Here is a 26,753-nt window from a genome sequence, read left to right on the forward strand (position 1 = left end):
GTCCGCCTGACGGCGCGTCCGCCCGACGGTCGTGCGCCCTACAGGTCGTCGACGAACATCTGGGAGGCGAGCGGGACGTTCGTGGTGTTCGACGCGGGGTCCCAACCGACGAGGGCGACGACGTCCCCACCGACGCGCCCGGTCAGCCCGACGAGGGTGAACGGGGCGCCGCCGACGGTGCCGCGGATCCGCCACCCGAGGGACTCGTCCGTGCCGGTCAGGGTGGACCGCATCGGTGCGACGGTCGTCTCCACCCGCTGGCCGTCCATCGTGAACAGCTCGGAGCCGTCCGCGCACCGGGTCAGTGCGTCGCGGGCGTCGTCGACCAGGTCCGTCGCGGCCTCGACGTCCCCGGTGCTCGCCACCACGGCGGTCATCGAGCGGTCGTTGCTCGTGCCGAACGCGACCGGCCCCGAGGTGTCGTCCCCGTCCCACCCGACGCCGAACGGCGCGAGGCAGCTCGCATCGGAGACCGTGAGTCCCGGGTACACCGAGTCGAGCATCGCGTCGGTCGTGTCGAACTCGCCGGGCTTGAACTGGATGCGTCGGAAGACCGCGGACAACTCCTCGGCGGTGTGCGCCTCGGTGGCGGCGGTCGTCCCGTCGGCGGACGGAGTGCCCGACGTGTCGCCGGACGCGGCTGCGCTCGGCGCGGGCGTGCTCGCGCCGGACGACGACCGGGGCGGAGTCGTGGACCCGCCGGTGTCCCCGACCGAGCAGCCGGTGAGGCCCAGGACGAGTGCGGCTGCCGCGACGGCCGTGGTGATGGTGCGCATCGTGTTCCCCCTCGTGCGGGCAGCCCCTCGGCCGCACGACCCGTCGAGGCTACCGGTGGGCCGAGGGCAGCGTCAGGATCTCCGCACCGTCCTCGGTGATCGCGATCGTGTGCTCGCTGTGCGCCGTCCGGCTGCCGGTCGCGCTGCGGAGCGTCCACCCGTCGGCGTCCGTGACGAGTTCGTCGGTGTCGACCATCACCCAGGGCTCGAGCGCCAGGAGCAGCCCCGGGCGCAGGGTGTACCCGCGGCCCGGTCGTCCGTCGTTGGCCACGTGCGGGTCCTGGTGCATCGTCGAGCCGATGCCGTGGCCGCCGAAGTCCAGGTTGATCGGGTACCCGGCCGCGGTGAGCACCGACCCGATCGCGTGGGAGAGGTCACCGAGGCGGGCGCCCGGTCGCGCGGCGGCGATCCCCGCGGCGAGGGCCCGCTCGGTCGTCTCGATGAGTGCCACGCTCTCGGCCGGCCGGCTCGTCCCCACGATGAAGCTGATCGCCGAGTCCGCCGCGTAGCCCTGGTGCACGACGGCCAGGTCGAGCGTCAGCAGGTCCCCGTCGGCCAGGACCTGGTCGTGCGGCATCCCGTGCAGGACGGCGTCGTTCACGGCCGTGCACACGTGGTGCCCGAACGGTCCGCGACCGAACGACGGCGCGTAGTCGACGTAGCACGAGGTGGCCCCGGCGGCGGTGATCATCTCGGCGGTCCACCGGTCGAGGTCGAGCAGGTTCGTGCCCACCGTCGTCCGGCTGCGCAGCGTGTGCAGGATGTCGGCCACCAGGGTGCCGGCGGCGCGCGCCCGGGGGAGTTCGGACGGGGAGAGGATCTCGATCATGCGGGGCGCTTCTTCCGTTCGGGGTCGTGCCGGGGTCGTTGGTCCGGATAGTTGTACCGGTATTAGTATCAGACCATGGTCCGTCTCCCGCTCTCGCCCGTCGACCTCGAACGCGGTCAGCGCCTCGGCGCCCTCCTCCGGGACGCCCGGGGAGCGCGGTCGATCCTGGCGGTCGCACTCGACGCCGGGGTCTCACCGGAGACGCTGCGCAAGATCGAGACCGGACGGATCGCGACCCCGTCCTTCCCGACGGTCGCGGCGCTCGCCGGGGTGCTCGGCCTGTCGCTCGACGACGTGTGGCGAGCCGTCAGCGCCGAGACCGGCGCGGCGGCGGCAGCGCAGGAGGCGGCGCCGGCCGTGGCGCCCCACGCCGCTCTGGTACAGTTCTGACGTCAGAACCAAGGGGGCCGGCCGTCGTGCGAGACCGACGGACGGCTCGTGTACCGCCTCGCCGGTGCCACCCCGCGTCCTTCGGTTCGCACCCCTCGTGCCTCTCGCCGTGCGGCCCCGCCGCCGGAGCACGATCCGTGTCGTCCGAAGGAGCTCCCCGTGGGCACAGTCATGCCCGGATCCCGCCGCACCCTGCGCGGCAACCCGATCGCCACCCTCGTCGCCGTGTGCTTCGGCCTGTTCATGGTCGGCCTCGACGCGACCGTCGTCTCGATCGCCAACCCCGCCATCGCCGCCGACCTCGGCACCACCTTCACGCAGCTGCAGTGGATCACGAACGCCTACCTGCTCGCGCTCGCGGTGTTCCTCATCCTCGGCGGCAAGCTCGGTGACCGGTTCGGTCGTCGCCGGATGTACCTGATCGGGGTCGTCGCCTTCGCGCTGTCCTCGGTCGCCATCGGCCTGGTCGGCACCGCCACCGGTGTGATCGTGTTCCGCGCCCTGCAGGGCCTCAGTGCCGCACTGCTCATGCCGCAGACCCTCGCGCTGCTGCGGGCCACGTTCCCGAAGGAGCGGTTCGGCGTCGCGGTCGGCGTCTGGGGCGGAGCGTCCTCGGTGGCCATCGCCGCAGGCCCGATCGTCGCCGGGGTGCTCGTCGCCGCACTCGGCTGGGAATCGGTCTTCTTCGTGAACGCCCCGATCGCCGTCGTCGGCCTCGTGGTCGGTGCGCTCGTCCTGCGCGAGTCGACCGCACCCCACCGGGGGCGGTTCGACGTCCCCGGTGTCGTGCTGCTCGCGCTCGGCCTGTTCGGCATCGTGCTCGCCGTCGTGCAGTCCGAGTCGTGGGGCTGGGGCAGCCCACTCACGCTCGGGGTGCTGCTCGGCGGGCTCGCCCTGCTCGTCGTGTTCGTCGTCGTCGAACTCCGCGTGACCGACCCGCTGCTGCCGATGTCGCTGTTCCGGTCGTCGTCGCTGTCGATCGGCGGGCTGGCCGTCGGCGCGAACTTCTTCGCGATGCTCGGCGTCACCTTCTTCCTGTCGCTCTACATGCTCAACCTGCGCGGGGCGACCGGTCTGCAGGCCGGGCTCATGCAGCTCCCGTTGAGCGGTGTCTCGATCATCGCCTCGCCGATCGGTGCGGCCCTGGTCGCGAAGCTCGGCATCCGCCGCTCCCTGACCATCGGCCTGCTCATGGTCGGCGTGGCCCTGTTCGCCCTGACCGGCACCACGCAGGACTCGCCGTACGTCGGCATGGCGATCCCGTTCGTCGTGTTCGCGCTCGGTGCGGGCTTCACGATGACCGCGGGGGCCGAGGCCGTCGTCGGCGGTGCGCCCGTCCAGCTCGCGGGCGTCGCCGGTGGGTTCCAGGCGACCGCGCTGCAGCTCGGTGGCGCGCTCGGCACCTCGGTGCTCTCGGCGGTCGTCAGCGCCGGGGTGCTCTCCGGGACGGCCGGACTGGGGCTCGGGACCGCCGCGCGGCAGGGGCTCGTGCAGGGCATCGTGCCGACCGGGCTCACCGCCGCGGCCGCGGCCACCGCGCGGGACGCGTTCCTCGGCGGGTTGCACAGCGCGTTCGTCGTGGCCGGTGTGGTCGCGGTCGTCGTGGCCGTCCTGGCCGCCGTGTTCGTCCGCACCCGGACGGCGCACGCCCCAGCCGAGGTCCTCGAGGAGACGGCCGAGGCCACCGCCGGGCACGCCTGATCCGTCCCGGCCGGCGCTCCTCGCCGGCCCGGGCGGGCACGAGGTTCCGGGCCGGGCGCGCCGATCCGGGCGGTTCGTGCCGACCCGAGCGGCGCGCCACCCTGAGCGGGTGCCGTCGTGACCGACGACGGACGGGAGGCCCGTGGCGGGGCCGTCACGGGCCTCCCGTCCGGCTCGGTGAGCGACAGCGGACGGCGACGCCCGGGGCACCCCGGTCGCACGGACGCCGGTCAGTCGACCGCCGTCGTCCTGGCCGGCGAACGCGGTGGACCCGGACGGGGGACTGGTGCTCCGGCACGAGGTGACGTGTGCTGTTCCCTCGTGCGCCCGCACCGGACCGGGCGGAGGAGGACCGACGTGACCCAGGACGACCACACCACCGACGTCGGCGGGATCGACCGCCGACGTCTGCTCACGCTCGGGCTCGGCGCCGCCGCCGCACTCGGCGTCTCGGGAGCCGCGCTGCTCGCCCCCGAGGGCGCCCGCGCCGCCACGGGGCGGACGCTCCTCGCGGCGGACGAGTTCGACGGCCCCGCCGGCAGCGCGCCGAACCCGGGCATCTGGCGGTACGACCGCGGCGGTGGCGGGTGGGGCAACGGCGAACTCGAGGTCTACACCGACTCGCGACGGAACTCGGCGCTCGACGGCAACGGCAACCTCGTCATCACCGCCCGACGCGAGGCCGACGGGTCGTACTCGTCCGCGCGCCTGACCTCGCAGGGGACCTACTCGGTGCAGTACGGACGGGTCGAGGCCCGCATCCGGATCCCGCGCGGGCAGGGCATCTGGCCGGCGTTCTGGATGCTCGGCGCCGACTTGCCGCAGGTCGGGTGGCCGGCGTGCGGTGAGATCGACGTGATGGAGAACATCGGTCGCGAGCCCGGCACGGTCCACGGCACGGTGCACGGGCCGGGGTACTCCGGTGCCGAGGGGATCGGTCGTGCGGCGACGCTGCCGAGCGGTGCCTTCGCCGATGCGTTCCACGACTACGCGGTCGACTGGCGACCCGGGTCGATCACGTGGTCCGTCGACGGCACGGTCTACCACTCGGTGACCCCGGCGGACACGAACGGCGACCCGTGGGTGTTCGACAAGCCCTTCTTCGTCGTGCTGAACGTCGCGGTCGGCGGCGGCTGGCCGGGCAACCCGGACGCCACCACCCAGTTCCCGCAGCAGATGCTCGTCGACTGGGTGCGGGTCTGGCAGAACGCCTGACCGGTCGGGACGCGGACGGGCCCCGCGACCGAGGTCGCGGGGCCCGTCGTCGTGCCGGTGGTAGTTACTTGACCGTGACCGACACCGTGGCGCTCGTGCTGGCGGCGATCGTCGCGTTGGCGGCGAACGAGGCCTTGAGGGTGTGCTTGCCCTTGGCGAGCTTGACCGCACCGGTGGCCTTGCCGTTCACGACCTTGAACGTCGTGACGTGCTTCGAGCCGTCGTAGATGCGGACGTTGCCGTTCACCTGACGACCGGCGGAGGAGACCGTGACGGTCGCCTTGCCGCTCGTGTAGGTCATCTTCGTCGAGGACTTCGCCTTGACCACCGTGAAGGTGACCGGGCTGGTCGTCGCCGAGTCGCCACCCGCGAAGGTGGAGCTGCTCACGAAGGACGCGCTGATCGGGTGCGTGCCGACCGCGAGCGTGCCGGGCAGGCGGAAGGTCGCCTTGCCGTCGGTGACCGGGGCGGTGCCGAGCTTCGTCGTGCCGTCGGAGAAGGTCACGGTGCCCTGCTGTGCACCGATGCCACCGCCGATGGTCGCGGTCACCGTGGCGGGGGCGGTCGTCGCGGCGTACTGCTTGGTCGAGGACAGCGCGACGGTGGTGGTGGTCGCCGGCAGCGCGGCCTGGAGCGTGAACTGGTCCACGTTCGAGCCGATCGGCGCCGGGTCGGCCGACTCGGTCGGCTTGAGGGTCACGCCGCAGCTGTCGACCTTGCCGTGCTGGACGGCCGAGTTGAGCGTGGTGCAGTCACCGGCGCGGACGGTCGTGACGGCGAGGTTGTCGTCCGTGACGCCGACCTTGACGTAGGTGCGGACGTGCTCCTGGTTCTCCACCGAGTTGGCGAAGTGACGCTGACCGGTCGGGTCGAGCGGGTCCGCGCCGTAGCCACCCTGGGTGGGGTCCGGCGTGGTGAGGTCGTAGTACTTCGAGCCCGAGGCGGAGTTCGCGGTCAGGTAGATGACGCCACCGGGGCCGGCGAAGACCTGGTCGGCACCCGGCTGCTCGTCAGGGTTGGCCTTCTTGCCGTTCTTGATCGCGTAGCTGCGCGAGTACGAGTGGTCGTGGCCCTGCAGGACGACGTCGACACCCATGACCGAGAAGGCGCGGGTGAAGTCGAAGCGACGCTGCTGGTTGTCCTTGTCGTTCGCGTGGTCGGCCGGCGAGTAGATCGAGTGGTGGTAGACCAGCGCGGTCCACTTGGCGTCGTCGCCGTGACGGTTGATCACGTCGCGCACGTAGTTCACGTGCGCTGCGTCCGAACCACCGGAGTAGGCGTTCGAATTGATGTCGATGAACAGGACGCCCTTGTAGGTGTACCAGTAGTCACCGCCCGAGTTCGCGGAGGTGTTGCCGCCCGGGTAGAAGTCCGGGACCTTGAGGGAGTTCGGCAGCTGGTTGTGCTGCTCGTACGCCTTGCCGCCGACGTCGTGGTTGCCGATGGTGGAGGCCCACGGGTAGCGCTTGAGGACGTCGCTGCTGTCGGCGAACGCGCCCCACTGGTACTCGTTGTTGGCGTTCTCGACCTGGTCGCCACCGGAGACGAGGAGCTCGGCGTCCTTCTCCTTGGTGGTCGCGTACTTCAGGGTGTCGGCCCAGCCGGCGCCGTCGTCGTCCGTGTAGCCCGACGAGCCGATCTGCGGGTCACCGAAGAACAGGAAGTCGAAGTCGCCGCTGAAGCTCTTCGTGGTGAAGGTGTACGCGGTCGACCAGGCGGAACCGTCCGCGGCACCCACGTGGTACGTGTACGTGGTGTTCGGCTCGAGGTCCGAGATCGTCGCGTGCGCGTTGATGTAGCCCGACTCGGCGGTGATGCCCGCGATGCCGCGCGTGCTCGAGTCGACGGTGCTGCTGTCGGCCGCGGTGTTCGCTGCCTTCGAGGCCGCGATCGTCGTCTTCGCGTCGGTGAAGGCGCCACCGGTCATGGTGTCGGTCTTCTGGATCTCGAGCGACTGGGCGACGTTCGCCGGGAAGTACCACGAGGCGATGCGCTGGCTCTCGGTCGCGCCGACGCCGAGCAGGATGTGGATCGGGCCGCCGGTCGAGATGTTGCTCGTCGGGGTGTTCGTGGCCGCGGTCGCGGAGCTGGTGCCGACGAGGCACGCACCGGCGATGAGGGCCGCTCCGATCGCGGCCCCGCCGAGGCGGAGGGTGGTGGTTCTGCGCCGGGAAGGGGCGCCGGACAGGAGACTCATGTCGTTCCGTTCTCAAGGAGAGGGATGGTGCAGCAGAGAGACTCTGCATCGCCCTGGTAGATCGTGAGTAAACGCTGTGTGACCATCCGTCTCACGGCGTCCGGGCAGTAAGAGCGTTCAGCCTTCGACCAGGCGCTGGACGAACCAGATCATCCCCATCACGAAGACCCCGGCGGTCACCGCGCCCGTCACCCACAGCGAGGCGACGTGGGCCTTCCGGCGCAGCAGGGACAGCGGCGGGAACACGATGACGATGATCGCGAGCTGCACCGCCTCGATCCCGACGTTGAAGATGAGCAGCGACACGAGCAGCTGCCACGAGAACGCCTCGTGGATGCCGAGGGCGCCGGCGAAGCCCAGGCCGTGGATCAGCCCGAACGCGAACACCACGGCCAGGCGCGACCACCCGGAGCGGTCCAGCGCGAAGCGGCCCTGGTCGGTGAGCACCAGTTCGTCCGCGCGGGACCGACGCCGGACCAGGCGCCACAGGTACCAGCCCGCGACGGCGGCGATGGACAGCGCGATGAGGGGTTCGACGACGATCGACGGCGGACTGACCACGCCGAGCGCCGCGAGGATGAACGTGATCGAGTGCGCGATGGTGAACGCCGACGCGGTGTACACGACCTCGCGCAGACGCCGGGACCCCGCGATGAGCGCGATGAGGAACAGGATGTGGTCGATCCCGGTCAGCAGGTGCTCGGCGCCCAGGGTGAAGAACTCCCAGAAGCGCTGCCCGGCGGACTGCTCGGTCGAGAACGAGGGCTGGTCGGCGTCGAGCGTCGCCGTGCCCGCCTCGTCGTCCACGTCGTAGGTGACGATCGTCTTCGTGTCGCGGACGAAGGTCTCGCTGTCCGGGAACAGCCGCGACTCGACCACGTGCCCGGAGGCGGTGTGTCCGGCCGGCGGGCACCGGAAGTCGGCGACGACCTGGGCGTACGGCACCTCGTCCTGCATGTCCACCCGGACGGTGTCGTCGAGGGTGCCGGTGCACTCCTGGCCGCCCGAGGTCACCGAGAACCGGTCGAACAGGTACCGGCTGATCGAGTCGTGGTGCGCCTCGGCAGCGCGGACCATGCCCGCGTCGTCCCCGTCGTCCCAGGCCGCCTGGCCCTGTCGGTAGAGGGCGTCGTCGTCCTCGCTCGTCCCGACGGACACGAGCATGAGGTCGTACTCGAGCCCGAGCCGGGCACGGACGACGTCGGAGCCCTCGCCACTGACGTCCGCGTAGACGACGGAGCTGAAGCCGTGGGCGCTCGCCGCGGTCGCCCCGCCGAGGAGGCTCGCGGTCAGCGTGCCCAGGAGGACCAGTGCCGCGAGGACCCGGGCGACGAACGGGGGGAGGAGGGGGAGCCCGGCGGGGACGGGACGGGTGCTTCGGTGCTTCACCGGCCCGACCATCGCGGTCGAGAGCGACCAGCAGGGAAACAATCGGCAACGAACAGTTGGACGGGCCCTGGACAGCGGCCCGTGGGGGTTCATCGTCGGCGGGCGGTGTGCTTGCATGGCCCCTCGTGACCCGCCTCGCTCCCCGCACCTCCGTCGTCCTCGCCGCCGCTGCCGTGGTGGTGGCCGGCGCGGTCTCGCTCGCCGGGTGCTCGACGGTCGCCGACGGCTCCTCGCGCAGCGCGGTGAGCGGCGAACGGGCCACCAGCCAGCACCCCGCCGTCCCGACCGGCGTGCCGACCGCCGTCCGCGGCACCGGCACCCTCGGTGAGGGCTTCGCGGACCCAGAACACCCGCCGGCCCCGGAGGCCACCGTCAGCCCGGCAACCGGGTCGTGGGACGACGTCGCCCCGCCCACGGGCTACCGCGTCGTCCTGCTCTCGCCTGGCGACCCGAGTCCGGAGACCGAGACGCTCGCGGATGCCGTCGACGCATGGGCCGAGGCTGAGGACGTCACGGTGGTCCCGGTCGTCGCCGACAGCGCCGACGACCGGCTGTCGTCCGTCGCCACGGCCATCGGCGAGCGTGCCGACCTGGTGATCAGCATCGGCGACGAGATGGTCGACCCGATCGCGGCGATCTCGCCGTCCGCCCTGCACCAGCAGTTCCTGGTGCTCGGTGCGGAGATCGCCGAGCCCACCTCGAACGTCACGGCCGCCGACTGGACCGGCGCGGGGTTCCGCGGCGAGGGGCTCGGCACGTCGAGCCACCACGACCCGTCGACGTTCACCGACGAACGCGCCGGCCGGGCGCTCCGGGCCGGGGTGGCTGCCGCCCTGAACGGTCTGAGCGGCATCGTCGTCTGGGTCGCCTGACCACGGTCCGGGTACGCAATCGGGATCGTCCGCGCACCCGCTCCGGACCCGCGACGTATCCTCGACGACGGAAGCAACGTCGGTTCCGGCCAAGCCTCGCGCGACTCACCCCCGCCGAGACGTCACTCGCGACCCTGAGCTCCTCGTGACCGAACACATCATCGAATTCGTGGCCCGTGACCGCACGGGCATCACCACCGTCGTCACCGCGGACGGTGTCTCCGACGCGGACACCGTCATCCGCGCCATCTCCGCCGGGCATTCCGGGTACGCCGTCGCGGCCTCGGGCATCCGGCCCGCGCCCGTGCGCAGCCTGATGGCGCTCGGGACGCCCTACCTGTTCGCGAACTGGGACGGGTCGAAGCGGAACAACCTGCACGACCTCGCGTTCACCGCCCCGATCCGCACGGTGCCGTCCGCCCCGTCGGCCGGGGTCCGGTTCCGCACGGCGGTCGTCGCGTCGCTCGCGTCGCTCTTCGGTCGGAGTCACCACCGCGCCTGACGGCGCTGACGGCCGGGAGGCGCGGGCCGACCCGCGACGCCGGTGCCACGGCACCGCGTGATCGCGTGATCGCGTGATCGCGTGACCGCGTGACCGCGTGACCGCGTGACCGCGTGACCGCGTGACCGGGTGACCGGGTGACCGGGTGACCGCGTGCCCGCGTGGCCGCGTCGGAGACGGGAGGCCCGGACCGGGTGAGCGGTCTGCCCACGTGGTCCGGGCCTCCCGTCCGGTGCAGCGTGCACGGCGCCGGCGCCTCCCGGGTGCCGCTGCGTGCGGCGAGGCGGGAGGCGCCGTGCGGTCAGCGCGCGACCTGGTCGTCCACGTCGGTGACCCCGGCGGCGACGGCGGCCGCCCGGCGGGCACGCATCGACGGCGCGGCCAGCGCCCCGAGGACCGCGAGGACCGCGACGCCCGTGCACGCCCAGAACCCGATCGTGAAGGCGTCGTCGGTCGGCAGGCCCTGCGCGGTGCTGTGCGAGGTGATCAGGGCCGCGATGACGGCGGTGCCGACGCTCGAGCCGATGGTCCGGACGACGGTGTTGGCGCTGATCGCCTCGCCCGTCTGGCCGGCGGGCACGCTCTCGATGATCGCGTTCGAGCACGCGGCCAGGGCGAGGCCGATGCCGATGCCGGTGAGGACGCCGGACACGACGACCGCGGCGATGTGCGCGTGCGACACCGCGGGGACGGCGAAGGCGGCGACGATGGCGATCCCGCCGAGCAGCATCGGCGGCTTGGGGCCGACGCGGCGGACGAGGATCCCGGCCACGGGCCCGGCGATGACCATCATGACGACGGTCGGCAGGAGGAACAAGCCGGCCTGGGTGACGTCCTTGCCGAAGCCGTAGCCGGTCGCGGCGGGGAGCTGCAGGAGCGTCGGGACGAGGACGAATGTGCCGAACATCGCGAAGCCGAACACGAGGGCGACGACGTGGGCGGTCCAGACGCCGCGGACCGCGAAGAGGCGGACGTCGATGAGCGGCTCGGCGACGCGGAGTTCGACGAGCACGAAGGCGACGAGCGTGACGGCACCGAGGACGAGCAGGCCGACGGTCTTCACGTCACCCCAGCCCCAGGTCTGCCCCTCGCTGACGGCGAGCAGGATCGCTACGAGGGAGACGGCGAGGACGGCGGTCCCGGCGACGTCGAGGCGACCGGGCTTGCGGATCGGCGACTCCGGCATCCCGAACACGGCGCCGAGCAGTGCGACGACGACGAGGACGGCGGGCAGCCAGAACAGCCAGTGCCACGAGAGGTGCTCGACGATCGGGCCCGCGGCGACGATGCCGACGCCGGCGCCGATGCCGAAGATCGCGGAGAGCAGGCCGATGGTGACGCTGACCTTCTCCTTCGGAAGCTCGTCGCGCACGATCCCGATGGACAGCGGCATGACGGCACCGGCGGCACCCTGCAGGGCCCGGGCGACGACGAGCACGCCGAGGTTCGGGGCGAGGGCGGCCAGGACCGCGCCGACCAGGAGGATCGCCAGCACCCAGATGAGCACCTTGCGCTTGCCGACCATGTCGCCCAGGCGGCCGAGGATCGGCGTGAGGACGGAGGCGGAGAGCAGGTAGGCGGTGAGGACCCAGCTCGCCGCGCTCGTCGACGCTCCGAGGTCGCGGCCGATCGTGGACAGGGCCGGGGCGACGAGTGACTGCAGGACGGCGAACGAGAGCCCGCCGAGGGAGAGGAACACGACGATGGCCGTGGCGTTCGGTCGGCGCTCCGGCGGGGTGGTCGGTGTCGAGCCCGTGCGGGGACTCGCGGTGGCGGTGGACATCGTGCTCCGTCTGGTCGGGAGGGGTGGGGGAGGGCGACGACGCTGTCGATGTCAACAACTGCTGACACGACGAGCGTACGCAGTCCCAGCCCGATGTCAACACTCGCTTACATCGGCGGGCGGCACGCTACGCTCGGCCCATGAGCAAGGACGCCGCCGCCACCCGCCTGGCGCTCGTGCAGGCTGCGCGGCACCGGTTCGCCTTCGACGGCTACCGCGCCACGACGGTCCGGGACATCGCTGCCGACGCCGGGGTGAACGTCGCGCTCATCAACCGGTACTTCGTGTCGAAGGAGGGACTGTTCCGCGCCTGCCTCGACCGGACCGCCACCGACCGGACGGCGACCGACCGGACGGCCGGCGATCGGGCCGGGGGGGACGCCGTCGACGGTGCCGCGGGTGGCCCGGACCTGGAGCGGGCGCTCAGCGGGCTGATCCGCCACATCATCCGGTCGCCCACCGACGAGGACTCGATGCAGCTCCTGCTGTTGCTGCGCAGCTCGGGCGACGAGGCCGTCGACCGCATCCGCCGCGAGACCCTGCGCGGCTACGCGGAGCGCCTGGCCGGGGCCGTCCGGGGTGGCGGGAATGCCGGGGTCGACGACGACCTGCTCGTCCGCGCGGAGATCGCCCTGTCCGTCGTGCTCGGCATGACGATGCTGCGGACGTCGACACGCGTGGAACCGCTGGCGTCCGCCGACGTCGAGGCGGTCGCGGTGCCGCTCGAGGACGCGCTGCGGGCGCTGCTCGGCGGTGGGCGCGGGCGAGCCTGATCAGCGCGGCCGCGCGGCCGCGCGGTCGCCGGACGCCGGGAATCACCCCGGGCTAGGAGTCGCCCGGTCCGAGGTCGAGGGACGCCGGTCGGGCCTGGTCGGGCAGCAGGTAGCGGGCCACCGACGGGTCCTCGTCCTGCTCGTCGGAGTCCCGCTCGGTGACGATCGCCACCGGGGTCGCCGGCGAGACGAGCAGCAGTGCGGGGGTGGCGCGCCCGTCGCCGTGGTTCACCTGGAGCCACATGAACGGCTCCTCGCGCAGGCCCTCGGCGATGCGTGCCTGGACGGTCTCGACGTCCTCGTTGGCGATCGTGTACCGGGCTCCGCCGTAGCTGACGACCGTGCGCTTCACGAGTGGTCTCCGTTCTCGGTGGGTTCGGGGACGATGCGCAGCCCCGCGGACGAGCCGGCGGTGAGGCCGAGGGCCTCGACCCACGCCCGGTTGACGGCCGGGATGCGGCTGCCGGAGTAGCGGAACACGAGCGGCATCGAGCGGTCGAGCCAGATCGCGGTGCGCCCGTCGCCGAGCTCGACGTCGTCCTTCCACGAGAACATGAACGACTCGCCCCGTCGCAGCTTCATCCCGATGACGATCTGCAGGTGCGTCAGGAGGCGGTCGTCGAACTCCGCGGTGAACGTCGAGTCGTAGACGAGTTTGCCCATGGTGGTTCCCTTCCGCGGCGGAATGTCCGGCTGCCGCCGAGCCTAAACGTCGTCCAGGGAGGGACGGCCAGCCTTGCCGACATGCGTCGCATCCACTACGTCAACACCTCCGTCCTCACCGGCGACCGGACCGGCAAGGCCCTGCTCCGCTACGCCAGGGCGCTCGCCGTGGCCGACCGCTCCGACGTCGTCGAGATCCCGGTGGTGACGGAGACGGGCAGCACGGCGCGGGCGCACCTGCTCATCGGTCCGGCGAGCGAGATCTTCTCGACCCCGGTGCCCGAGAGCCCGGACGCCCCCGAGGACGAGGCGGTCATCGCCTACCTCGAACGGGAGACCCTGCGTCTGCAGCCGGCCCGGCCGGCGTGGAGCGAGGAGATGACCGACGTGCCGGACCTGGACGGGTGGACCGACCTGCAGGAGTCCTGACCGTCCCGCGCCGCCGGAGCGTCAGCGCAGCGGCGAGCCCGACGACGGCCGCGGCGACGACGAACACGGCCCCGGTCCCCAGGACGTGCACGGCCGACCCGGCGACCGCGGCCCCGACCGCCTGCCCGAGCACGAGCACGACGAAGAGCACCGAGGTGCCGGCTGCCGCACGCCCGGCGTCGAGCTCGGTCGTCCAGGCGATGAGCGCGCCGGTGGCGGCGGTGTAGCCCCAGCCGAACACGGCGCAGCAGACCAGGGCGAGCGGGATCGCCTGCGGTGCGAGGCCGAGCCCGAGGGTGGCGAGCGCGACCGCGGCGGCCGTGACGGTCCAGGCCGTCCGTGCACGGAGCCGTGCGAGGGGCCGGGCGGTCAGGGCGACCGCGGCGCCGCCGAGGCCGAGCGCGGTCCACGCGACGACCGACAGGGTGTCGGGAGCGCCGGCCCCGACGAGCAGGGACCGCCCGAACGTCCAGACGGCCGAGGAACCGGCACCGAGCAGGAGGGCGACGAGCACCGGGCGGCGGTGCGCGACGAACCAGGTCGGTGGCGGCAGGACAAGGTGGCGCGTCCGGCCCCGGCCACGACCCGGTGCCGGCTCGTCGGCACCGGAGCCGGACGGCGTCGTCGGGCCGTCGGGCGCGTGCCGGTCCGTCAGCAGGACGGCCGCCCCCGCCGTCACCGTGACGACCGCGGCGACGACCCAGGCGCTCCGCCAGTCCGGCAGCAGCACGAGGGCGAGCGCCCCGACGGCGACGAGCCCGGGACCGGTGCCGGAGTTCACCACGGCCTGCGCCCGGTCGACCCGCTCGGCGGGCAGGTCACGCTGGACGAGTCGGACGAGCGCGGGGGAGGCCAGCCCGGCCCCGGCGGACGCCACCACCGTCGCCACCGCGAACCAGGACGCGGACGGGCTCGCGGCCGCGGCGGCGACCCCGAGCCCGGCGGTCGCGGCGGCGAGCACGACCGTCGTGCGTGGTCGCACCGGGGCGAGGACGAACCCGAGGAGCGCACCCGCGCAGTACACGACCGACGACCCGGAGGCGATCCAGCCCGCGGGGCCGGCGTCGAGCGACAGGGAACGCTCGACGTCGGGCAGGAAGAGCCCGTACGCCAGGCGCACCAGGCCGTAGGTCGCGGCGACGAGCGCCGTGCCGCTGGCGACCAGGGCCGTGCCGTCGGTCGCACCCCGAGATAACGAAAACGTACGTTTCACTTTTCACACCCTAGGGTGCTGCCATGACGATGCGTCCAGGGACCGAGCGGAAGCTGCTCGACGCCGCCGAGGAGCTCTTCTCGACGCGGGGCATCGCCGCGACGCCGATCGACGCCGTGCTCGAGCGGGCCGGGGTCTCCGCCGCGACGCTCTACCGCGGCTACCCGAGCAAGGAGGCGCTGGTCGCCGCCGCCCTCGCACGCCGGCACGACGAGTGGGTGCGGGTCTGGGACGACGCCGCGGCACGCGCGTCGGACGACCGCGGCCGACTGCTGGCGGTCTTCGACGCGCTCGATGCGTTCCGGGCGACGACGACCGGGTCGCGGTGGTGCGCCTTCCTCGGCGCGGCCTCGGAGTACGCCGACGCCCCTGACGAGCTCGCCGCGGTCCTGCACGGCGAGACCAGCACCCTGCGCACCCGGCTCCGCGCGGCCGCCGAACCCCTCGTCGGGGACCGTGCCGAGGTGCTCGCCGAGCAGCTCCTCCTGGTGGTCTCCGGGGCGCTCGCGATGCGCCTCCGCGACGGCGGCGAGGGCACGGCCACCGCGCGGTCGGTCGCCGCGGCGCTCATCGGCTGAGCAGGCGGTGCGTCCGCCGGCCCGCGGCGGCCGGGGTCGGCCGCGGAGTCGCCGCACGACGGGAGGCCCGGACCGGGTGAGCGGTCTGCTCACGCGGTCCGGACCTCCCGTCCGGTGCGGGGTCGTCGGCTGCGCCGACGACCGGGTCAGTCGCGCACGAACTGCTCGATCGGGGTGCTGCCGGTGTTGACGCGGAAGGTCTTGCCGACCGAGGCGTCGTCGTGCAGGGCGGCGGCGACGAGGGCTGCGACGTCCCCGCGGGCGATGCTCGAGGAGGGGTCGGCGGCCTCGACGGACCCGGTCGGCTCGTCGTCGGTCAGCGTGCTCGGCGCGATGACGGTCCAGTCGAGGGCGGAGTCGCGCAGGACCGCGTCGGCGATCGTCTTCGCCTCGGCGTACGCGAAGAAGTCGTCGTCCTCCGGGACACCGTGGCCGAGGCCCGCGTCCGACCAGGAGACGAGCACGTAGCGGTGCACCTCGGCCTCGAGGGCGGCGTGCATGGTCCGGATCGCGGCGTCGCGGTCGACGGCCCAGGTGCGCTCGGCGGACCCACCACCGGCACCGGCCGACCAGACGACGGCGTCGTGCCCGCGGACCAGCTCGGTCAGACCGGCGATGTCGAGCTGCTCGATGTCGGCGACGACCGGCTCGGCACCCGTGGCGCGGACGTCGTCCTGCTGCTCGGCCTTGCGGATGACCGACGAGACGGTGTCACCGCGGGCGGTGAGGAGCTGCGCGGTGAGGAGGGCGACGCGACCGTGGCCGCCGAGGATGATGACGTTGCTCATGGGACGGACCGTACGCGCGGGGGCTGACGGCGGGGTGGCCACCGGTCGTCGGTCGGGCGGGTCGGGCAGGATGGCGGGCGTGCGTGGTGACGGGGGCTCTCGGGTGGTCGGCGCCGGCGGGGACGGTGCCGGCCCGGCGGTGTCGACGCAGGTCGCCGCCGCGGTGTGGGGGCCCACCGGGACCGGCCACCGCCGGTACGAGCGGCGGACCGTGGTCGGGAGGGGCGAGGCGGACTGGCTCCGGGCCTCCCGAGCGGTCCTGCGGTGGGGCATGAAGACCCGGAGCGGGTTCACGGTGTCGGACGGTGCCCCGGTGCGGGCGGGGCAGCAGCTCGACGTGCGGTTCCGGATCGGTCCGGTCGTCGTCCGCGAACCCGTCGAGGTCGTCGAGGTCGTCAGGACCGAGGACCGCGTCGGGTTCGCCTACCGGACCCGCCCCGGCCACCCCGTCGACGGCGAGGAGGCGTTCGTCGTCACCCGCGACGGTGACGAGGTGTCGCTGACCCTCCGCTCGCTCACCCGACCGTCGACCACCCGGCGCTGGGCACTCGTCTTCCCGGTGCTCCTGGTCGCCCAGGTCGTGGTCCGCCGACGCTACCGGCGCGCGCTCCGCTGACGGCGTCGGGCGTCGGGCGTCGTCCGCGACAGCGTGAGCGGGACCGTCCCGGGGTCGGCGGGACACGATGCGCGGACATGCCGGGCCGCGATTCGCGGATCGGGCCCCGGGGTTCGTGGCGGGCCGCCCGGACGCCGTACCGTCGCAGACACCAGGACGCACTCGAGCCGTCGTCCTCCGACACTCCCCGCGGTCCGCGAGGGCGGGAGCACGGCGGCCGTCCTGGTCGATGCAGGGACCGAACGAGGTCCCTGGAGAGGAGGCGACGCACATGTCCGCCACCATCACCAGCCCCACACCGGCAGTCGGCAGCCCCGTCGCCGGCACGGCCTCGGCCGTCCGTCCGTCCGTCTTCTCCGAGGTCCGCGAGACCGCTCGTCGTCGCGTCCTCGCCGCCAGCGCACTCGTCGTCGGCCTCGCCGCCGTCACCGCGTTCAGCCTCGCCCTCATCAGCCTGGGGGTCGCCGCGTGATCGCCGCCGCCCCCGTGCCGTACGACACCGTCGCACTGACCGAACCCATCGACATGACCGCCCTCATCCTCGAGCAGGAGGCACACCGTGCGTGAACCCACCGCCATGCAGGAACTCCGCGCCGACCCGCTCGAGTGGCACCGTCGCGGCATGTCCTCGCCGGTCGAGATCGACCGGATCGTGATGAGCCGCGTCGGCCTCGGCACGAGCGCCGACCCGACCTACGCCGACTTCTTCCTGGCCGCGGCGTGAGCGCCCTGAGCGGCGCCGACGTCCGCGCGACGGCGAGCAGCAGCGAACTGACCTCGGAGCACCGCCTGGTGTGGGCGCGCCTCGGCCGCCTCGAGGCGCTCTGCGCCCGACGCTCCGACGGGGTCGTCGCCCGGACCACCGCGACGACGATCTGACGTGGGCGCCGACACGGGGAACGACCGGCACCGCCGCGAACGGGCCCGCATCGTCGACGCCGCCGACCGCGTCTTCATCGCCCAGGGAGCCGCCGGACTCGAGGCCGCCGCCGTCGCGGCCGCCTCCGGGACCGACGTGACCCTGGTCCGCGCCCTGTTCCCCGAACGGGTCGACGTCGTCCTCGCCGTGCTCGAGCACCGTCACGAGCAGTGGGCCGCCGGACTGGCCGTCGCCGCCGTCGGGGTCACCGACGCCCGCGACGAGATCATCACCGTCTTCACGCACCTCGAGTCCTGCTTCGAGGAGGACTCCTGGTCCGGGTGCGCGTTCATCAACGGCTACGGCGAGCTCGGCCGATCCGACCCCCGCGTCGCCGAGCTCGCACACGAGCACCTCCGCGGCATCGAGGCGCACCTGCACGTCCTCGCCCGACGGGCCGGGCTGCCCGACCACCTCGCGGACGCACTGTCGCTCCTCGTCGAGGGCGCCAAGGTCGAGGCTGCCGTGCACCACACGACCCAGCCCGCCCGGTCGGCACGCCTGGCCGCGGCGACCCTCATGGGCGCCTACGCGTCGACGCCGGCGACCGACTTCATCTGACCGTGTCCCGGCGGTCGAGCGTCGCCCTCGGCGTCTCGCCGAACGCGGCGGTGTACTGCTGCGTGAAGCGCCCGAGGTGCGCGAAGCCCCACGAGGCCGCGACCTCTCGGACCGTGGTCGTGGCGGGTGCCGACGTCAGGAGCTCCTGCCGTGCCCGCTCCAGGCGGACCTGCCGGATGTAGGCGTTCGGCGTCGTCTGCAGGTCCCGCTGGAACGCCTCCTGCAGGGCGCGCAGGCTGACGTCGAGGTGCCGCGCGAGCGAGCTCGAGGTGATCGGCAGTCGCGCGTTCTCGTGCACGTGGTCGACCGCCGCGCGGACGTGCGCGGACCGGGCGGCCAGCACCGTCTCCGTCGGCAGGGGACGCTGCTGCGGGTACATCTCGAGCAGGGACGCCGCGGCCAGCCGGGCCATCTCGGCGTGCAGCAGACGGCCCGGGGTCCCGTCGCGCAGGGTGTGCGAGACCAGGGCGACGGTGTTGTGCCACGTCCGCACCGACTGCTCGGACGGCGTCGCGGTGGCCTCGAAGCGCAGACCGGCGGAGATGTCCGCGCCCTGCTCGACGGCGACCCGCTCGACGACCTCGCGGGACAGGTGCACGAGACGCTGCTCGTAGTCGTCCATCGCGAACGAGAACGTGCGGTCGGGCAGCAGCGGCACCGGGACGCCGTGCTCCATGTCGACGACGTCGCCGCCGGTGTCCAGCCGCGACGAACCCGACTGCAGCCACTGCACGATGACGGCGTCCGACGGGGGGAGGCGGCCGGTCATGCGTCCGGCGAAGCGCACGGTGTGCAACGACATCGTGCGGTCGCCGATCGCGACGTAGCGGAACTCGAACGGGTCCGCGGCCGACTCGACCTGCAGCTCGGCGCCGTACAGGTCGGAGATGAACGACACGGCGTCGTCGAGGTCCGTCCCGGCCACGTCGAGACGCACCGGCATCACGTCGTCCATCGGCATCACGCAGAGCATCGCAGACGGCGGCACCGCACGACATCCCGGTGTCCGGGAACCGCCGTGTGGTGCCGCCGTCGGGTGACCGCGCTCAGCCGCGCAGGGCCTCGGCGAGCTTCACGCGACCGCCGGTCCGGAGCAGGGCGTTCTCGTAGACACGGGCGCCGAGGAGCACGACGACGAGGGCCGAGACCAGGACGATCAGCAGGGAGAGCACCGGCTCCCACCACTGGGCCGTGCCGAGGAAGATGCGCACCGGCATCCCGATCGGCGCGCTGAACGGCACGTAGGACATGATCCCGAGGATCGTCGGGTCGTCCGCGGCGAACACGATGAGGAAGTACGGGATCATCAGCAGCATCATCACCGGGGTGGTCACGCTGCCGACGTCCTCCTGCCGGGACACGAGCGCCGCCGAGGCCGCGAACAGGGCCGCGATGAGGACGAAGCCGATCGCGAAGAAGCCGACGAACCACAGCGCACTGGGGCCGAGCAGCGTGAACAGGTTGTCCTGCCCGGTCACCGCGAGCGTCACCGCTGCGGCGACGGCGATGGCGACGATCTGCCCGAGGGCCATGACGCTGTTGCCGATCACCTTGCCCGCCAGCAGTGCGCGCGCCGGGATCGCCGCCATCAGGATCTCCACCACGCGGGTCGACTTCTCCTCGACGACGCTCTGGGCGATGGACTGCCCGAACGTGACCGCCGAGGCGAAGAAGACGACGCCGAAGGCGATGCCGACGAGCGAGATGAGCCCGGGCGGCAGCGCGTCGGGGTCGAGCAGGTCGACCTCGGGCGAGACGCTCAGCGCCGCCACGACGTCGGTCGGGGCGCTGTCCAGGCCGACGAGGCGGAACCCGAGCTGCCCGCCGTCCGGGACGACCGCCGCGTCGACCTCGCCGTCGCGCACGAGCTGCTCCGCGGCCTCCCGGTCGGGCGCGGTAGTGACGTCCAACCCGTCCGACGAGGGGAGCGTCACCCCGCTCACCACGGCGACGGGCGTGGTGTCGTCGGCCGCGGACTTCCCGACGATGCCGCCGACCACGATGCCGACGACGACCATCACGAGCAGGATCACCGCCGAGACGACGAACGCCTTGCTCCGCAACCGCGCCTGGACCTCGCGCACCGTGACGAGCCGGACCACGTCCACCGTGCTGCTGTCGATGCCCCTCATCGGACGACCTCCGTGAAGACCTCGCTGAGCCGGGGGACCCGACGACCGAACGACCCGACCCCGCCGCGGGCGACCGCGTGCTGCAGGACCGTCTGCGCGACCGTCTCGTCCGCCTCGAACAGGGCGTAGCCGCCGTCGAACGACCGCACGACGACCCCCGGCTCGTCGCGGAGCCACGCGACGTCGTCCGCGACGAGGATCTCCCACGCGGGTGGGCCGGCCGTCCGTCGCAGGTCGTCCTGCGGGCCGGCAGCCCGGATGCGGCCGTCGGCGATCACGACGACGTCGTCGCAGAGCCGCTCGACGACGTCCAGCTGGTGGCTCGAGAACAGCACCGGGACCCCGTCGGCTGCGGTCTCGCGCAGGACCCCCAGCACCGTGTCGACCGCCATCGGATCGAGGCCGGAGAACGGTTCGTCGAGCACCAGGACCTCGGGTCGGTGGGCGAGGGCCGCTGCGACCTGCACCCGCTGCTGGTTGCCGAGCGAGAGCTTCTCGACCGGGTCGTCGACGTGCGCCCCGAGCTCGAGCCGCTCGAGCAGTTCGGCGGTGCGGGCCGTCGCGGTCCGCCGGTCGACACCGTGCAGCCGCGCCAGGTAGGTGATCTGCTCGGCGACCGGCATCTTCGGGTACAGCCCGCGCTCCTCGGGCATGTAGCCGAAGCGCCGACGGTCGGCCGGGCCGATCCGGGTGCCGTCGAGTGCGACGGTCCCGCTGTCGGCGTCGAGCACGCCGAGCATGATGCGCATGGTGGTCGTCTTGCCGGCGCCATTGCCGCCGACGAAGCCGGTCAGTCGGCCGCGTCCGACCGTGAAGCCGACGTCGTCGAGCACGCGGCGGTCACCGAAGTGCTTGGTCACTCCCTCGATGCTGAGCATGGGGTCCCCTTCCGCAGCGGCCGTCGCTGCACTCCGACGGTATTGCGGCGCGGGGGACCGGCGCCTCCCACCCGGGACGGGGATCGCGCGACCCGGGGCCTCCGCCGCACGGGGGAGGCGGGGCCGCCGCGGTCCGGCCGCCGCCGCCCAGCCGCCGCGGTCCGGCCGCTGCCGCCCGGCCGCTGCCGCCCGGCCGCCGCGGTCCGGGCGTCGGTCAGTCGCCGGAGCGGACCACGCCGTGCTCGTACGCCCACACCACGGCCTGGATGCGGTCGCGCACCCCGAGCTTCTGCAGGACGTTCGACACGTGGGTCTTCACGGTGGCCTCGCCCACGAAGAGCAGCCCGGCGATCTCCGCGTTGCTCAGGCCGCGGCCGAGCAGCCGCAGCACCTCGGCCTCGCGCTCGGTCAGCCCCGGCACCCGGACCTCCGGCGGACCAGCGGCACCTGCACCTGCACCTGCACCTGCACCGGAACCGGCTCCGGCAGTGCTCGTCGCCGGATCCGCGTCCACGTCGGCGTCCGCGTGGCCCGCGGCCGGCACGTCGACGACCACCGGCACCGAGGCGGTGGTCGCCCGGCTGATCACCCGCCGCGTGACGTCGGGCGCGAGCAGGGCGTCCCCGGCGGCGACGGTCCGGACCGCCTCGATCAGCTTCTCGGGCGAGGCGTTCTTCAGCAGGAACCCGCTCGCCCCGGCGGCCAGCGCGTCGAACAGGTACTCGTCGGTGTCGAAGGTCGTCAGGACGAGCACCGCCGGTGGGTCGTCGGCGGCCGTGATGCGCCGCGCTGCCTCGAGCCCGTCGACCCCGGGCATCTGGACGTCGAGACAGACGACGTCCGGCCGGTGCGCGTCGACCGCCGCCACCGCTGCGGCACCGTCCGACGCCTCGGCCACGACCCGCACGCCCGGCTCGGACTCGAGGATCACCCGGAACCCCGCGCGCACGAGGTCCTGGTCGTCGGCGAGGACGACCCGGATCACGTGGTCGGCAGCCATGCGCGCACCAGGTAGCCGCCGCGGTCCCGCGGCCCGATCTCGATCCGCCCGCCGACCGCCGCGACCCGTTCCCGCATCCCGACGTGGCCGAGCCCGGAGCCGGCCGACCGGGAGGCCCGTGCCCCCGACCCGGTGTCGGTCACCTCGAGCTCCACCGCATCCGGCAGGTACCGGAGGCGCAGGTCGGCACGGGCGCCGGGACCGGCGTGCTTGAGGACGTTCGTCACGGCTTCCTGCGCGATCCGGTACGTCACCGCGGCGACCGTCGGCGGGACCGGCCGTTCGTCGCCGATCACGCTGAACCCGGTGTCGTGCCCGGCGGTGCTCGCCGCCGTCGCCAGCTCGGGCAGCCGCGCCAGGCCCTCGGTGCTCGGTGCGTCCGTCGGAGCGTCCCGACCGTCGGCGCCGGCGTCGCGGAGGGTGCCGAGCATCCGGCGGAGTTCCTCGACCGCGGTCCGCGCACTGCCCTCCACGACCGTCAGGGACGCCGCCGCCTGTGCCGGGTCACGGTCGAGCACCCGTCGGGCGGCGCCGGCCTGCACGCCCATCAGCGACACGTGGTGGGCGACGACGTCGTGCAGCTCGCGGGCGATGCGGACTCGTTCGAGCGCGACCGCCTGCGCCGCCGACCGCTCGCGTTCCGCCGCGAGCTCGACGGTGCGCTGGGCGAGCTCGTGCTGCGCGACCGCGGCCGTCCACGCCCGGTTGCCGGACCACCAGGCGGCGCCGAAGTAGACGAGGTTGATGATGATCGACAGCAGCGAGTTCGCGATGTACGGCGGGATCACGGTGTCGCCCTCGTCGGGCAGTGCACCGGGCACCGACCACCGGAACACGATCGCCAGGAACACCCACGCGAACATGCCGACGATGACCGTCCACCGCACGGCCTCGGCCCGGACGCGGTCGGAGCACCAGGCGCCCACCGTGTACAGCGCGATGAAGAGCGTGAAGTTGATGAACAGCCCCTCCGGCACGCGCAGGAGCTGCGTCGCGGCGAACGCCAGCGCGGCCACCACGGCGACCGTCATCGGGTACCGCCGTCGGAGGGCCAGCGGCCCGGCGTTCGCGACCACGAGCAGGACGCAGACCCACCAGGGTGCCGGGTCGTCGTACAGGCCCATCGAGCCGTAGAGCACCATCGACACCGCGAGCGCGGCGGCGAGCACCAGCGCGAGGACCGCGTCCTGTCGGTGCTCGCGTCGCCCCACCGGCAACCGCGACCAGCCGTCCTCCTGCGTCGGTCCGCCCCCGGCGGCCGCCCCCGTGCCCGTCATGCGACCACGGTAGCGGCTCGGCGCACCGCGCCGCCGGTCGACCGCCGACCCTGTGGACGGCGGCGCGTGGACCGTCACCTGTGGAGGGTGACGGACGGGAGGCGCGTGGTGCGCGCCTCCCGTCCGTCACCGCCGACGCGTCAGCGGTAGGCGCGCTCGTACGGTGCGGGCCGGTACGGCAGGTCGACGCGGAGCGCCTGCGCCGCCCGGATCGGGAAGTTCGGGTCGCGCAGGGCACCGCGGCCGACGAGGACCACGTCCGCCTGGCCGAGCGCGACGATCTGCTCGGCCTGGAACGGGTCGTCGATCATCCCCACCGCGGCGACCGGCACCCCGGTGGCCTGGCGGATCGCCGTCGCGAAGGGCAGCTGGTAGCCCGGCCCGACCGGGATCGCGGCGTCCGCGACGTTGCCGCCGGTGGACACCGACACCAGGTCGACGCCGTGCTCCCCGAGCCACGCGGACACCTGCTCGGTCTCCGGCAGGTCCCAGCCGCCCTCGACCCAGTCGGTCGCCGACAGCCGGACCACGAGCGGGACGTCCTCGCCGACCTCGGCACGGACGGCGTCGACGGTCTCGAGGAGCGCACGCGCACGGTTCTCGAGCGAGCCGCCGTACTGGTCGTTGCGCTCGTTCGACAGCGGCGAGAGGAACTCGTGCAGCAGGTACCCGTGGGCGCCGTGCAGCTCGAGCAGGTCGAACCCGGCGTCGACCGCCCGGCGGGCCGACGCCGCGAAGGCGCGGACGACCTCGGCGATGCCCTCGGCCGTGAGCTCGGTCGGCGTCGCCAGACCCGGGAACGCGATCGGCGACGGGCCGACCGGCTGCCAGCCGCCCTGGTCCGCGCCGACCGTGCCGGCGCCCGCGGAGGGACCCCACCCGCGGCTCGTCGAGGCCTTGCGTCCGGCGTGCGCGAGCTGGATGCCCGCGACCGCGCCCTGGCTGTGGACGAAGTCGGTGATCGGGCGGAAGGCGTCCCGCTGCTCGTCGTTCCACAGGCCGAGGTCCTGCGGGCTGATGCGGCCCTCGGGGACGACGCCGGTGGCCTCGACGACCACGGCGCCGGCTCCACCGCGGGCGAGGCCGCCGAGGTGCACGAGGTGCCACGGCGTCGGGACGCCGTCCTGGGCCTCCACCATGTACTGGCACATCGGCGGGATCCACACGCGGTTCCGGATCTCGAGGCCGCGGAGGGTGATGGGGTCGAAGAGTGCGTGGGTCACGCGGGTCCTTCCGTTGGTCGTGCAGGGGACCGGCCGGCGGACGGGGTGCGCCGGGAGGCCCGTCCACAGTACGACTGTCGTCGTACTCCCCGCCCAGCCGCGTCCCGGGCGACGGACCGCCGGGGCGGTCCGGGTGGCGTCGGTCTGTGCGCGTGGTCGGTGGAACAGCACTACGCTCGGACCCGGCCCGCGACGCGATGCTGCGCCAGGTCTGCGGGCCGTCCAGCTCTGGCGTCCAGGAGGACCGAAGTGACCGAACCCGCACCCGTCGACCCCACATCGACCGCAGGATGGAAGCAGCTCGACGGCATCGCCGCCGGCTTCTCCCCGGACCTCCGAGGGTGGTTCGACGCCGACCCCGGTCGTGCCGAGAAGTACACCTTCCAGGCCGCGGACCTCACCGTCGACCTGTCCAAGGGCCTCGTGACCGAGGAGATCCTGCAGGCGCTCCTGCAGGTCGCACAGGACACGGGCGTCGCCGAGCGCTACCAGGCGATGATCTCGGGCGAGCGCATCAACGTGACCGAGGACCGTGCCGTCCTGCACACCGCGCTCCGCCGGCCGCGGGCGACCGAGGGCCTCGAGCCCGCCGCGCCGCTGACCGTCGCCGGCCAGGACGTCGACGCCGACGTGCACGCCACCCTCGACAAGGTCTACGGCTTCGCCGAGCAGGTCCGCTCCGGCGCCTGGACGGGCGTCACCGGCAAGCGCATCGAGACCGTCGTCAACATCGGCATCGGCGGCTCCGACCTCGGTCCGGTCATGGTCTACGAAGCCCTCAAGCCGTACGTGCAGCAGGGGCTCGAGGCGCGCTTCGTCTCGAACATCGACCCCGCCGACATCCACGAGAAGACCGCGGACCTCGACCCCGAGACCACGCTGTTCATCGTCGCGTCGAAGACCTTCGGGACCCTCGAGACGCTGACGAACGCGCGCCTCGCCCGGCAGTGGCTGTGGGCCGGGCTCGGCCTCGCCGACGCCGGCGACGACGAGAAGAAGGACGCCGTCGCGAAGCACTTCGTCGCCGTCTCGACCGCGCTCGACAAGGTCGCCGCGTTCGGCATCGACCCCGAGAACGCCTTCGGGTTCTGGGACTGGGTGGGCGGCCGGTACTCGGTCGACTCCGCCATCGGCACGAGCGTCGTCATCGCCGTCGGCAAGGAGAACTGGGAGCAGTTCCTCGCCGGCTTCCACGCGATCGACGAGCACATGCGCACCACCCCGCTCGAGCGGAACGTGCCCGTCCTGATGGGCCTGCTCAACGTCTGGTACACGAACTTCCTCGGCGCCCAGACGCACGCGGTCCTGCCGTACACGCAGTACCTGCACCGCTTCCCGGCCTACCTGCAGCAGCTCACGATGGAGTCGAACGGCAAGCGCGTCCGCTGGGACGGCTCCGACGTGGTCACCGACACGGGCGAGGTCTTCTGGGGCGAGCCCGGCACGAACGGCCAGCACGCGTTCTACCAGCTCATCCACCAGGGCACGCGCCTGATCCCGGCCGACTTCATCACCGTCGCGAAGCCCGCGCACGCGCTGGCCGACCAGACCGGTGACGGCGCGGCCGTGCAGCCGGGTCAGGACGTCCACGCCCTGTTCCTGGCGAACTTCTTCGCCCAGTCGAAGGCGCTGGCGTTCGGCAAGACCGCCGACGAGGTCCGCGCCGAGGGAACCACCGACGAGATGATCGTCGCGGCGCGCACCTTCACCGGCAACAAGCCGAGCACGTCGATCCTGGCGCCGGAGCTCACCCCGAGCGTCCTCGGCCAGCTCATCGCCCTCTACGAGCACATCGTGTTCACCGAAGGCACGATCTGGGGCATCGACTCGTTCGACCAGTGGGGCGTGGAGCTCGGCAAGCAGCTGGCGCTGCAGATCGCCCCGGCGGTCGACGGCGACCAGGAGGCGCTCGACGCGCAGGACTCCTCGACGAAGGCACTCATCGCGAAGTACCTCGAGCTGCGCGGCTGACACCGTCGCACCTCGCGCTCGACGAGGCCCCGTCGCTCCGGCGACGGGGCCTCGTCCGTCTGCGGGGTGCGGAGCGCG

29 protein-coding genes are annotated in these 26,753 nt (G+C 73.1%); 14 read left to right on the forward strand and 15 right to left on the reverse strand.

The annotated features are described in order from the left end of the window. Positions 1 to 38 precede the first annotated feature (38 nt). Both KM842_RS00400 and map read right to left on the reverse strand, forming a co-directional pair. Positions 39 to 776, reverse strand: coding sequence for a hypothetical protein (locus KM842_RS00400; protein WP_216259924.1), 738 nt, complete (start codon positions 774 to 776; stop codon positions 39 to 41). Positions 777 to 825: 49 nt separating this feature from the next. After that, positions 826 to 1,605: a type I methionyl aminopeptidase gene (gene map, locus KM842_RS00405; RefSeq protein WP_216259925.1), complete on the reverse strand. Its 780-nt coding sequence runs from the start codon at positions 1,603 to 1,605 to the stop codon at positions 826 to 828. Between the two features lie 75 nt (positions 1,606 to 1,680). On the opposite strand from map, the gene KM842_RS00410 reads away from it, so the two are divergent. From KM842_RS00410 to KM842_RS00420, 3 genes are all read left to right on the forward strand, one after another. After that, complete coding sequence (locus tag KM842_RS00410) at positions 1,681 to 1,995, forward strand: helix-turn-helix transcriptional regulator (protein ID WP_216259926.1); 315 nt, start codon at positions 1,681 to 1,683, stop codon at positions 1,993 to 1,995. Between the two features lie 159 nt (positions 1,996 to 2,154). After that, positions 2,155 to 3,696, forward strand: a complete 1,542-nt coding sequence (locus KM842_RS00415) for an MFS transporter (protein WP_216259927.1) — start codon at positions 2,155 to 2,157, stop codon at positions 3,694 to 3,696. A 357-nt stretch (positions 3,697 to 4,053) separates the two neighbouring features. Continuing rightward, complete coding sequence (locus KM842_RS00420) at positions 4,054 to 4,911, forward strand: glycoside hydrolase family 16 protein (protein ID WP_253206172.1); 858 nt, start codon at positions 4,054 to 4,056, stop codon at positions 4,909 to 4,911. A gap of 64 nt (positions 4,912 to 4,975) precedes the next feature. On the opposite strand, the gene KM842_RS00425 is transcribed toward KM842_RS00420, so the two are convergent. After that, positions 4,976 to 7,108 carry an Ig-like domain repeat protein gene (locus tag KM842_RS00425; RefSeq protein WP_216259928.1) on the reverse strand — a complete coding sequence of 711 codons (2,133 nt, stop codon included), beginning with the start codon at positions 7,106 to 7,108 and terminating at the stop codon, positions 4,976 to 4,978. Between the two features lie 117 nt (positions 7,109 to 7,225). Then, positions 7,226 to 8,497, reverse strand: a complete 1,272-nt coding sequence (locus KM842_RS00430; protein ID WP_253206173.1) for a HupE/UreJ family protein — start codon at positions 8,495 to 8,497, stop codon at positions 7,226 to 7,228. Positions 8,498 to 8,622: 125 nt separating this feature from the next. Between KM842_RS00430 and KM842_RS00435 the strand changes: the two genes are divergently transcribed. Both KM842_RS00435 and KM842_RS00440 read left to right on the forward strand, forming a co-directional pair. Next, positions 8,623 to 9,369 (forward strand): type 1 periplasmic-binding domain-containing protein, encoded by a 747-nt coding sequence (locus tag KM842_RS00435; protein ID WP_216259930.1) that lies wholly within the window; start codon positions 8,623 to 8,625, stop codon positions 9,367 to 9,369. 145 nt (positions 9,370 to 9,514) lie between these two features. Further along, positions 9,515 to 9,871, forward strand: a complete 357-nt coding sequence (locus tag KM842_RS00440; protein WP_216259931.1) for a hypothetical protein — start codon at positions 9,515 to 9,517, stop codon at positions 9,869 to 9,871. A 301-nt stretch (positions 9,872 to 10,172) separates the two neighbouring features. Here the strand turns inward: KM842_RS00440 and KM842_RS00445 are convergent, their stop codons facing one another. Next, positions 10,173 to 11,654 (reverse strand): MFS transporter, encoded by a 1,482-nt coding sequence (locus KM842_RS00445; protein ID WP_216259933.1) that lies wholly within the window; start codon positions 11,652 to 11,654, stop codon positions 10,173 to 10,175. Positions 11,655 to 11,794: 140 nt separating this feature from the next. On the opposite strand from KM842_RS00445, the gene KM842_RS15925 reads away from it, so the two are divergent. Continuing rightward, a complete protein-coding gene (locus KM842_RS15925; protein ID WP_216259935.1) occupies positions 11,795 to 12,427 on the forward strand; it encodes a TetR/AcrR family transcriptional regulator in 633 nt (210 codons plus the stop codon). A gap of 52 nt (positions 12,428 to 12,479) precedes the next feature. On the opposite strand, the gene KM842_RS00455 is transcribed toward KM842_RS15925, so the two are convergent. Both KM842_RS00455 and KM842_RS00460 read right to left on the reverse strand, forming a co-directional pair. Beyond that, positions 12,480 to 12,779, reverse strand: a complete 300-nt coding sequence (locus KM842_RS00455) for a hypothetical protein (RefSeq protein WP_216259936.1) — start codon at positions 12,777 to 12,779, stop codon at positions 12,480 to 12,482. Next, the gene (locus KM842_RS00460; RefSeq protein ID WP_216259937.1) at positions 12,776 to 13,090 is read right to left on the reverse strand and encodes a DUF7882 family protein; all 315 of its coding nucleotides are present in this window, start codon (positions 13,088 to 13,090) and stop codon (positions 12,776 to 12,778) included. Before KM842_RS00460 ends, KM842_RS00455 begins: the two co-directional genes overlap by 4 nt. 81 nt (positions 13,091 to 13,171) lie before the next feature. Between KM842_RS00460 and KM842_RS00465 the strand changes: the two genes are divergently transcribed. Then, positions 13,172 to 13,519: a hypothetical protein gene (locus KM842_RS00465; protein ID WP_216259938.1), complete on the forward strand. Its 348-nt coding sequence runs from the start codon at positions 13,172 to 13,174 to the stop codon at positions 13,517 to 13,519. Here KM842_RS00465 and KM842_RS00470 read toward each other — a convergent pair. After that, on the reverse strand, positions 13,404 to 14,732 hold the full coding sequence (locus tag KM842_RS00470; RefSeq protein ID WP_216259939.1) for an MFS transporter: 1,329 nt from the start codon (positions 14,730 to 14,732) through the stop codon (positions 13,404 to 13,406). The genes KM842_RS00465 and KM842_RS00470 overlap by 116 nt on opposite strands. Positions 14,733 to 14,755: 23 nt before the next feature. On the opposite strand from KM842_RS00470, the gene KM842_RS00475 reads away from it, so the two are divergent. Continuing rightward, the gene (locus tag KM842_RS00475; RefSeq protein ID WP_216259940.1) at positions 14,756 to 15,310 is read left to right on the forward strand and encodes a TetR/AcrR family transcriptional regulator; all 555 of its coding nucleotides are present in this window, start codon (positions 14,756 to 14,758) and stop codon (positions 15,308 to 15,310) included. Positions 15,311 to 15,456: 146 nt separating this feature from the next. Here the strand turns inward: KM842_RS00475 and KM842_RS00480 are convergent, their stop codons facing one another. Further along, positions 15,457 to 16,098, reverse strand: a complete 642-nt coding sequence (locus tag KM842_RS00480; RefSeq protein ID WP_216259941.1) for an NAD(P)H-binding protein — start codon at positions 16,096 to 16,098, stop codon at positions 15,457 to 15,459. A gap of 79 nt (positions 16,099 to 16,177) precedes the next feature. Between KM842_RS00480 and KM842_RS00485 the strand changes: the two genes are divergently transcribed. The 5 genes from KM842_RS00485 to KM842_RS00505 all read left to right on the forward strand — a co-directional run bounded on the left by KM842_RS00485 (position 16,178) and on the right by KM842_RS00505 (position 18,194). Next, positions 16,178 to 16,714: a DUF1990 family protein gene (locus KM842_RS00485; protein WP_253206174.1), complete on the forward strand. Its 537-nt coding sequence runs from the start codon at positions 16,178 to 16,180 to the stop codon at positions 16,712 to 16,714. Positions 16,715 to 16,985: 271 nt separating this feature from the next. Continuing rightward, on the forward strand, positions 16,986 to 17,186 hold the full coding sequence (locus KM842_RS00490; RefSeq protein ID WP_216259942.1) for a hypothetical protein: 201 nt from the start codon (positions 16,986 to 16,988) through the stop codon (positions 17,184 to 17,186). 87 nt (positions 17,187 to 17,273) lie between these two features. Beyond that, on the forward strand, positions 17,274 to 17,438 hold the full coding sequence (locus KM842_RS00495) for a hypothetical protein (RefSeq protein WP_216259944.1): 165 nt from the start codon (positions 17,274 to 17,276) through the stop codon (positions 17,436 to 17,438). After that, positions 17,435 to 17,593: a hypothetical protein gene (locus tag KM842_RS00500; protein WP_216259946.1), complete on the forward strand. Its 159-nt coding sequence runs from the start codon at positions 17,435 to 17,437 to the stop codon at positions 17,591 to 17,593. Before KM842_RS00495 ends, KM842_RS00500 begins: the two co-directional genes overlap by 4 nt. Position 17,594: 1 nt before the next feature. Then, positions 17,595 to 18,194: a TetR/AcrR family transcriptional regulator gene (locus KM842_RS00505; RefSeq protein WP_216259948.1), complete on the forward strand. Its 600-nt coding sequence runs from the start codon at positions 17,595 to 17,597 to the stop codon at positions 18,192 to 18,194. On the opposite strand, the gene KM842_RS00510 is transcribed toward KM842_RS00505, so the two are convergent. From KM842_RS00510 to KM842_RS00535, 6 genes are all read right to left on the reverse strand, one after another. Further along, positions 18,187 to 19,155, reverse strand: coding sequence for an AraC family transcriptional regulator (locus tag KM842_RS00510; RefSeq protein WP_216259950.1), 969 nt, complete (start codon positions 19,153 to 19,155; stop codon positions 18,187 to 18,189). The two genes, KM842_RS00505 and KM842_RS00510, sit on opposite strands and share 8 nt — an antisense overlap. A gap of 85 nt (positions 19,156 to 19,240) precedes the next feature. Then, positions 19,241 to 20,326: an ABC transporter permease gene (locus KM842_RS00515; protein WP_216259954.1), complete on the reverse strand. Its 1,086-nt coding sequence runs from the start codon at positions 20,324 to 20,326 to the stop codon at positions 19,241 to 19,243. After that, a complete protein-coding gene (locus KM842_RS00520) occupies positions 20,323 to 21,204 on the reverse strand; it encodes an ABC transporter ATP-binding protein (protein WP_216259956.1) in 882 nt (293 codons plus the stop codon). Before KM842_RS00520 ends, KM842_RS00515 begins: the two co-directional genes overlap by 4 nt. A 214-nt stretch (positions 21,205 to 21,418) precedes the next feature. After that, positions 21,419 to 22,204 (reverse strand): response regulator transcription factor, encoded by a 786-nt coding sequence (locus tag KM842_RS00525; RefSeq protein ID WP_216259958.1) that lies wholly within the window; start codon positions 22,202 to 22,204, stop codon positions 21,419 to 21,421. After that, the gene (locus KM842_RS00530) at positions 22,186 to 23,481 is read right to left on the reverse strand and encodes a histidine kinase (protein WP_216259960.1); all 1,296 of its coding nucleotides are present in this window, start codon (positions 23,479 to 23,481) and stop codon (positions 22,186 to 22,188) included. Before KM842_RS00530 ends, KM842_RS00525 begins: the two co-directional genes overlap by 19 nt. A 140-nt stretch (positions 23,482 to 23,621) precedes the next feature. Further along, a complete protein-coding gene (locus tag KM842_RS00535; protein ID WP_216259962.1) occupies positions 23,622 to 24,704 on the reverse strand; it encodes an NADH:flavin oxidoreductase/NADH oxidase in 1,083 nt (360 codons plus the stop codon). A 249-nt stretch (positions 24,705 to 24,953) separates the two neighbouring features. Between KM842_RS00535 and pgi the strand changes: the two genes are divergently transcribed. Continuing rightward, positions 24,954 to 26,675 carry a glucose-6-phosphate isomerase gene (gene pgi, locus KM842_RS00540; protein ID WP_216259964.1) on the forward strand — a complete coding sequence of 574 codons (1,722 nt, stop codon included), beginning with the start codon at positions 24,954 to 24,956 and terminating at the stop codon, positions 26,673 to 26,675. The last annotated feature ends 78 nt before the right edge of the window (positions 26,676 to 26,753 follow it).

The organism is Curtobacterium sp. L6-1 (genome assembly GCF_018885305.1).
Classification (GTDB): Bacteria; Actinomycetota; Actinomycetes; order Actinomycetales; family Microbacteriaceae; genus Curtobacterium; species Curtobacterium aetherium.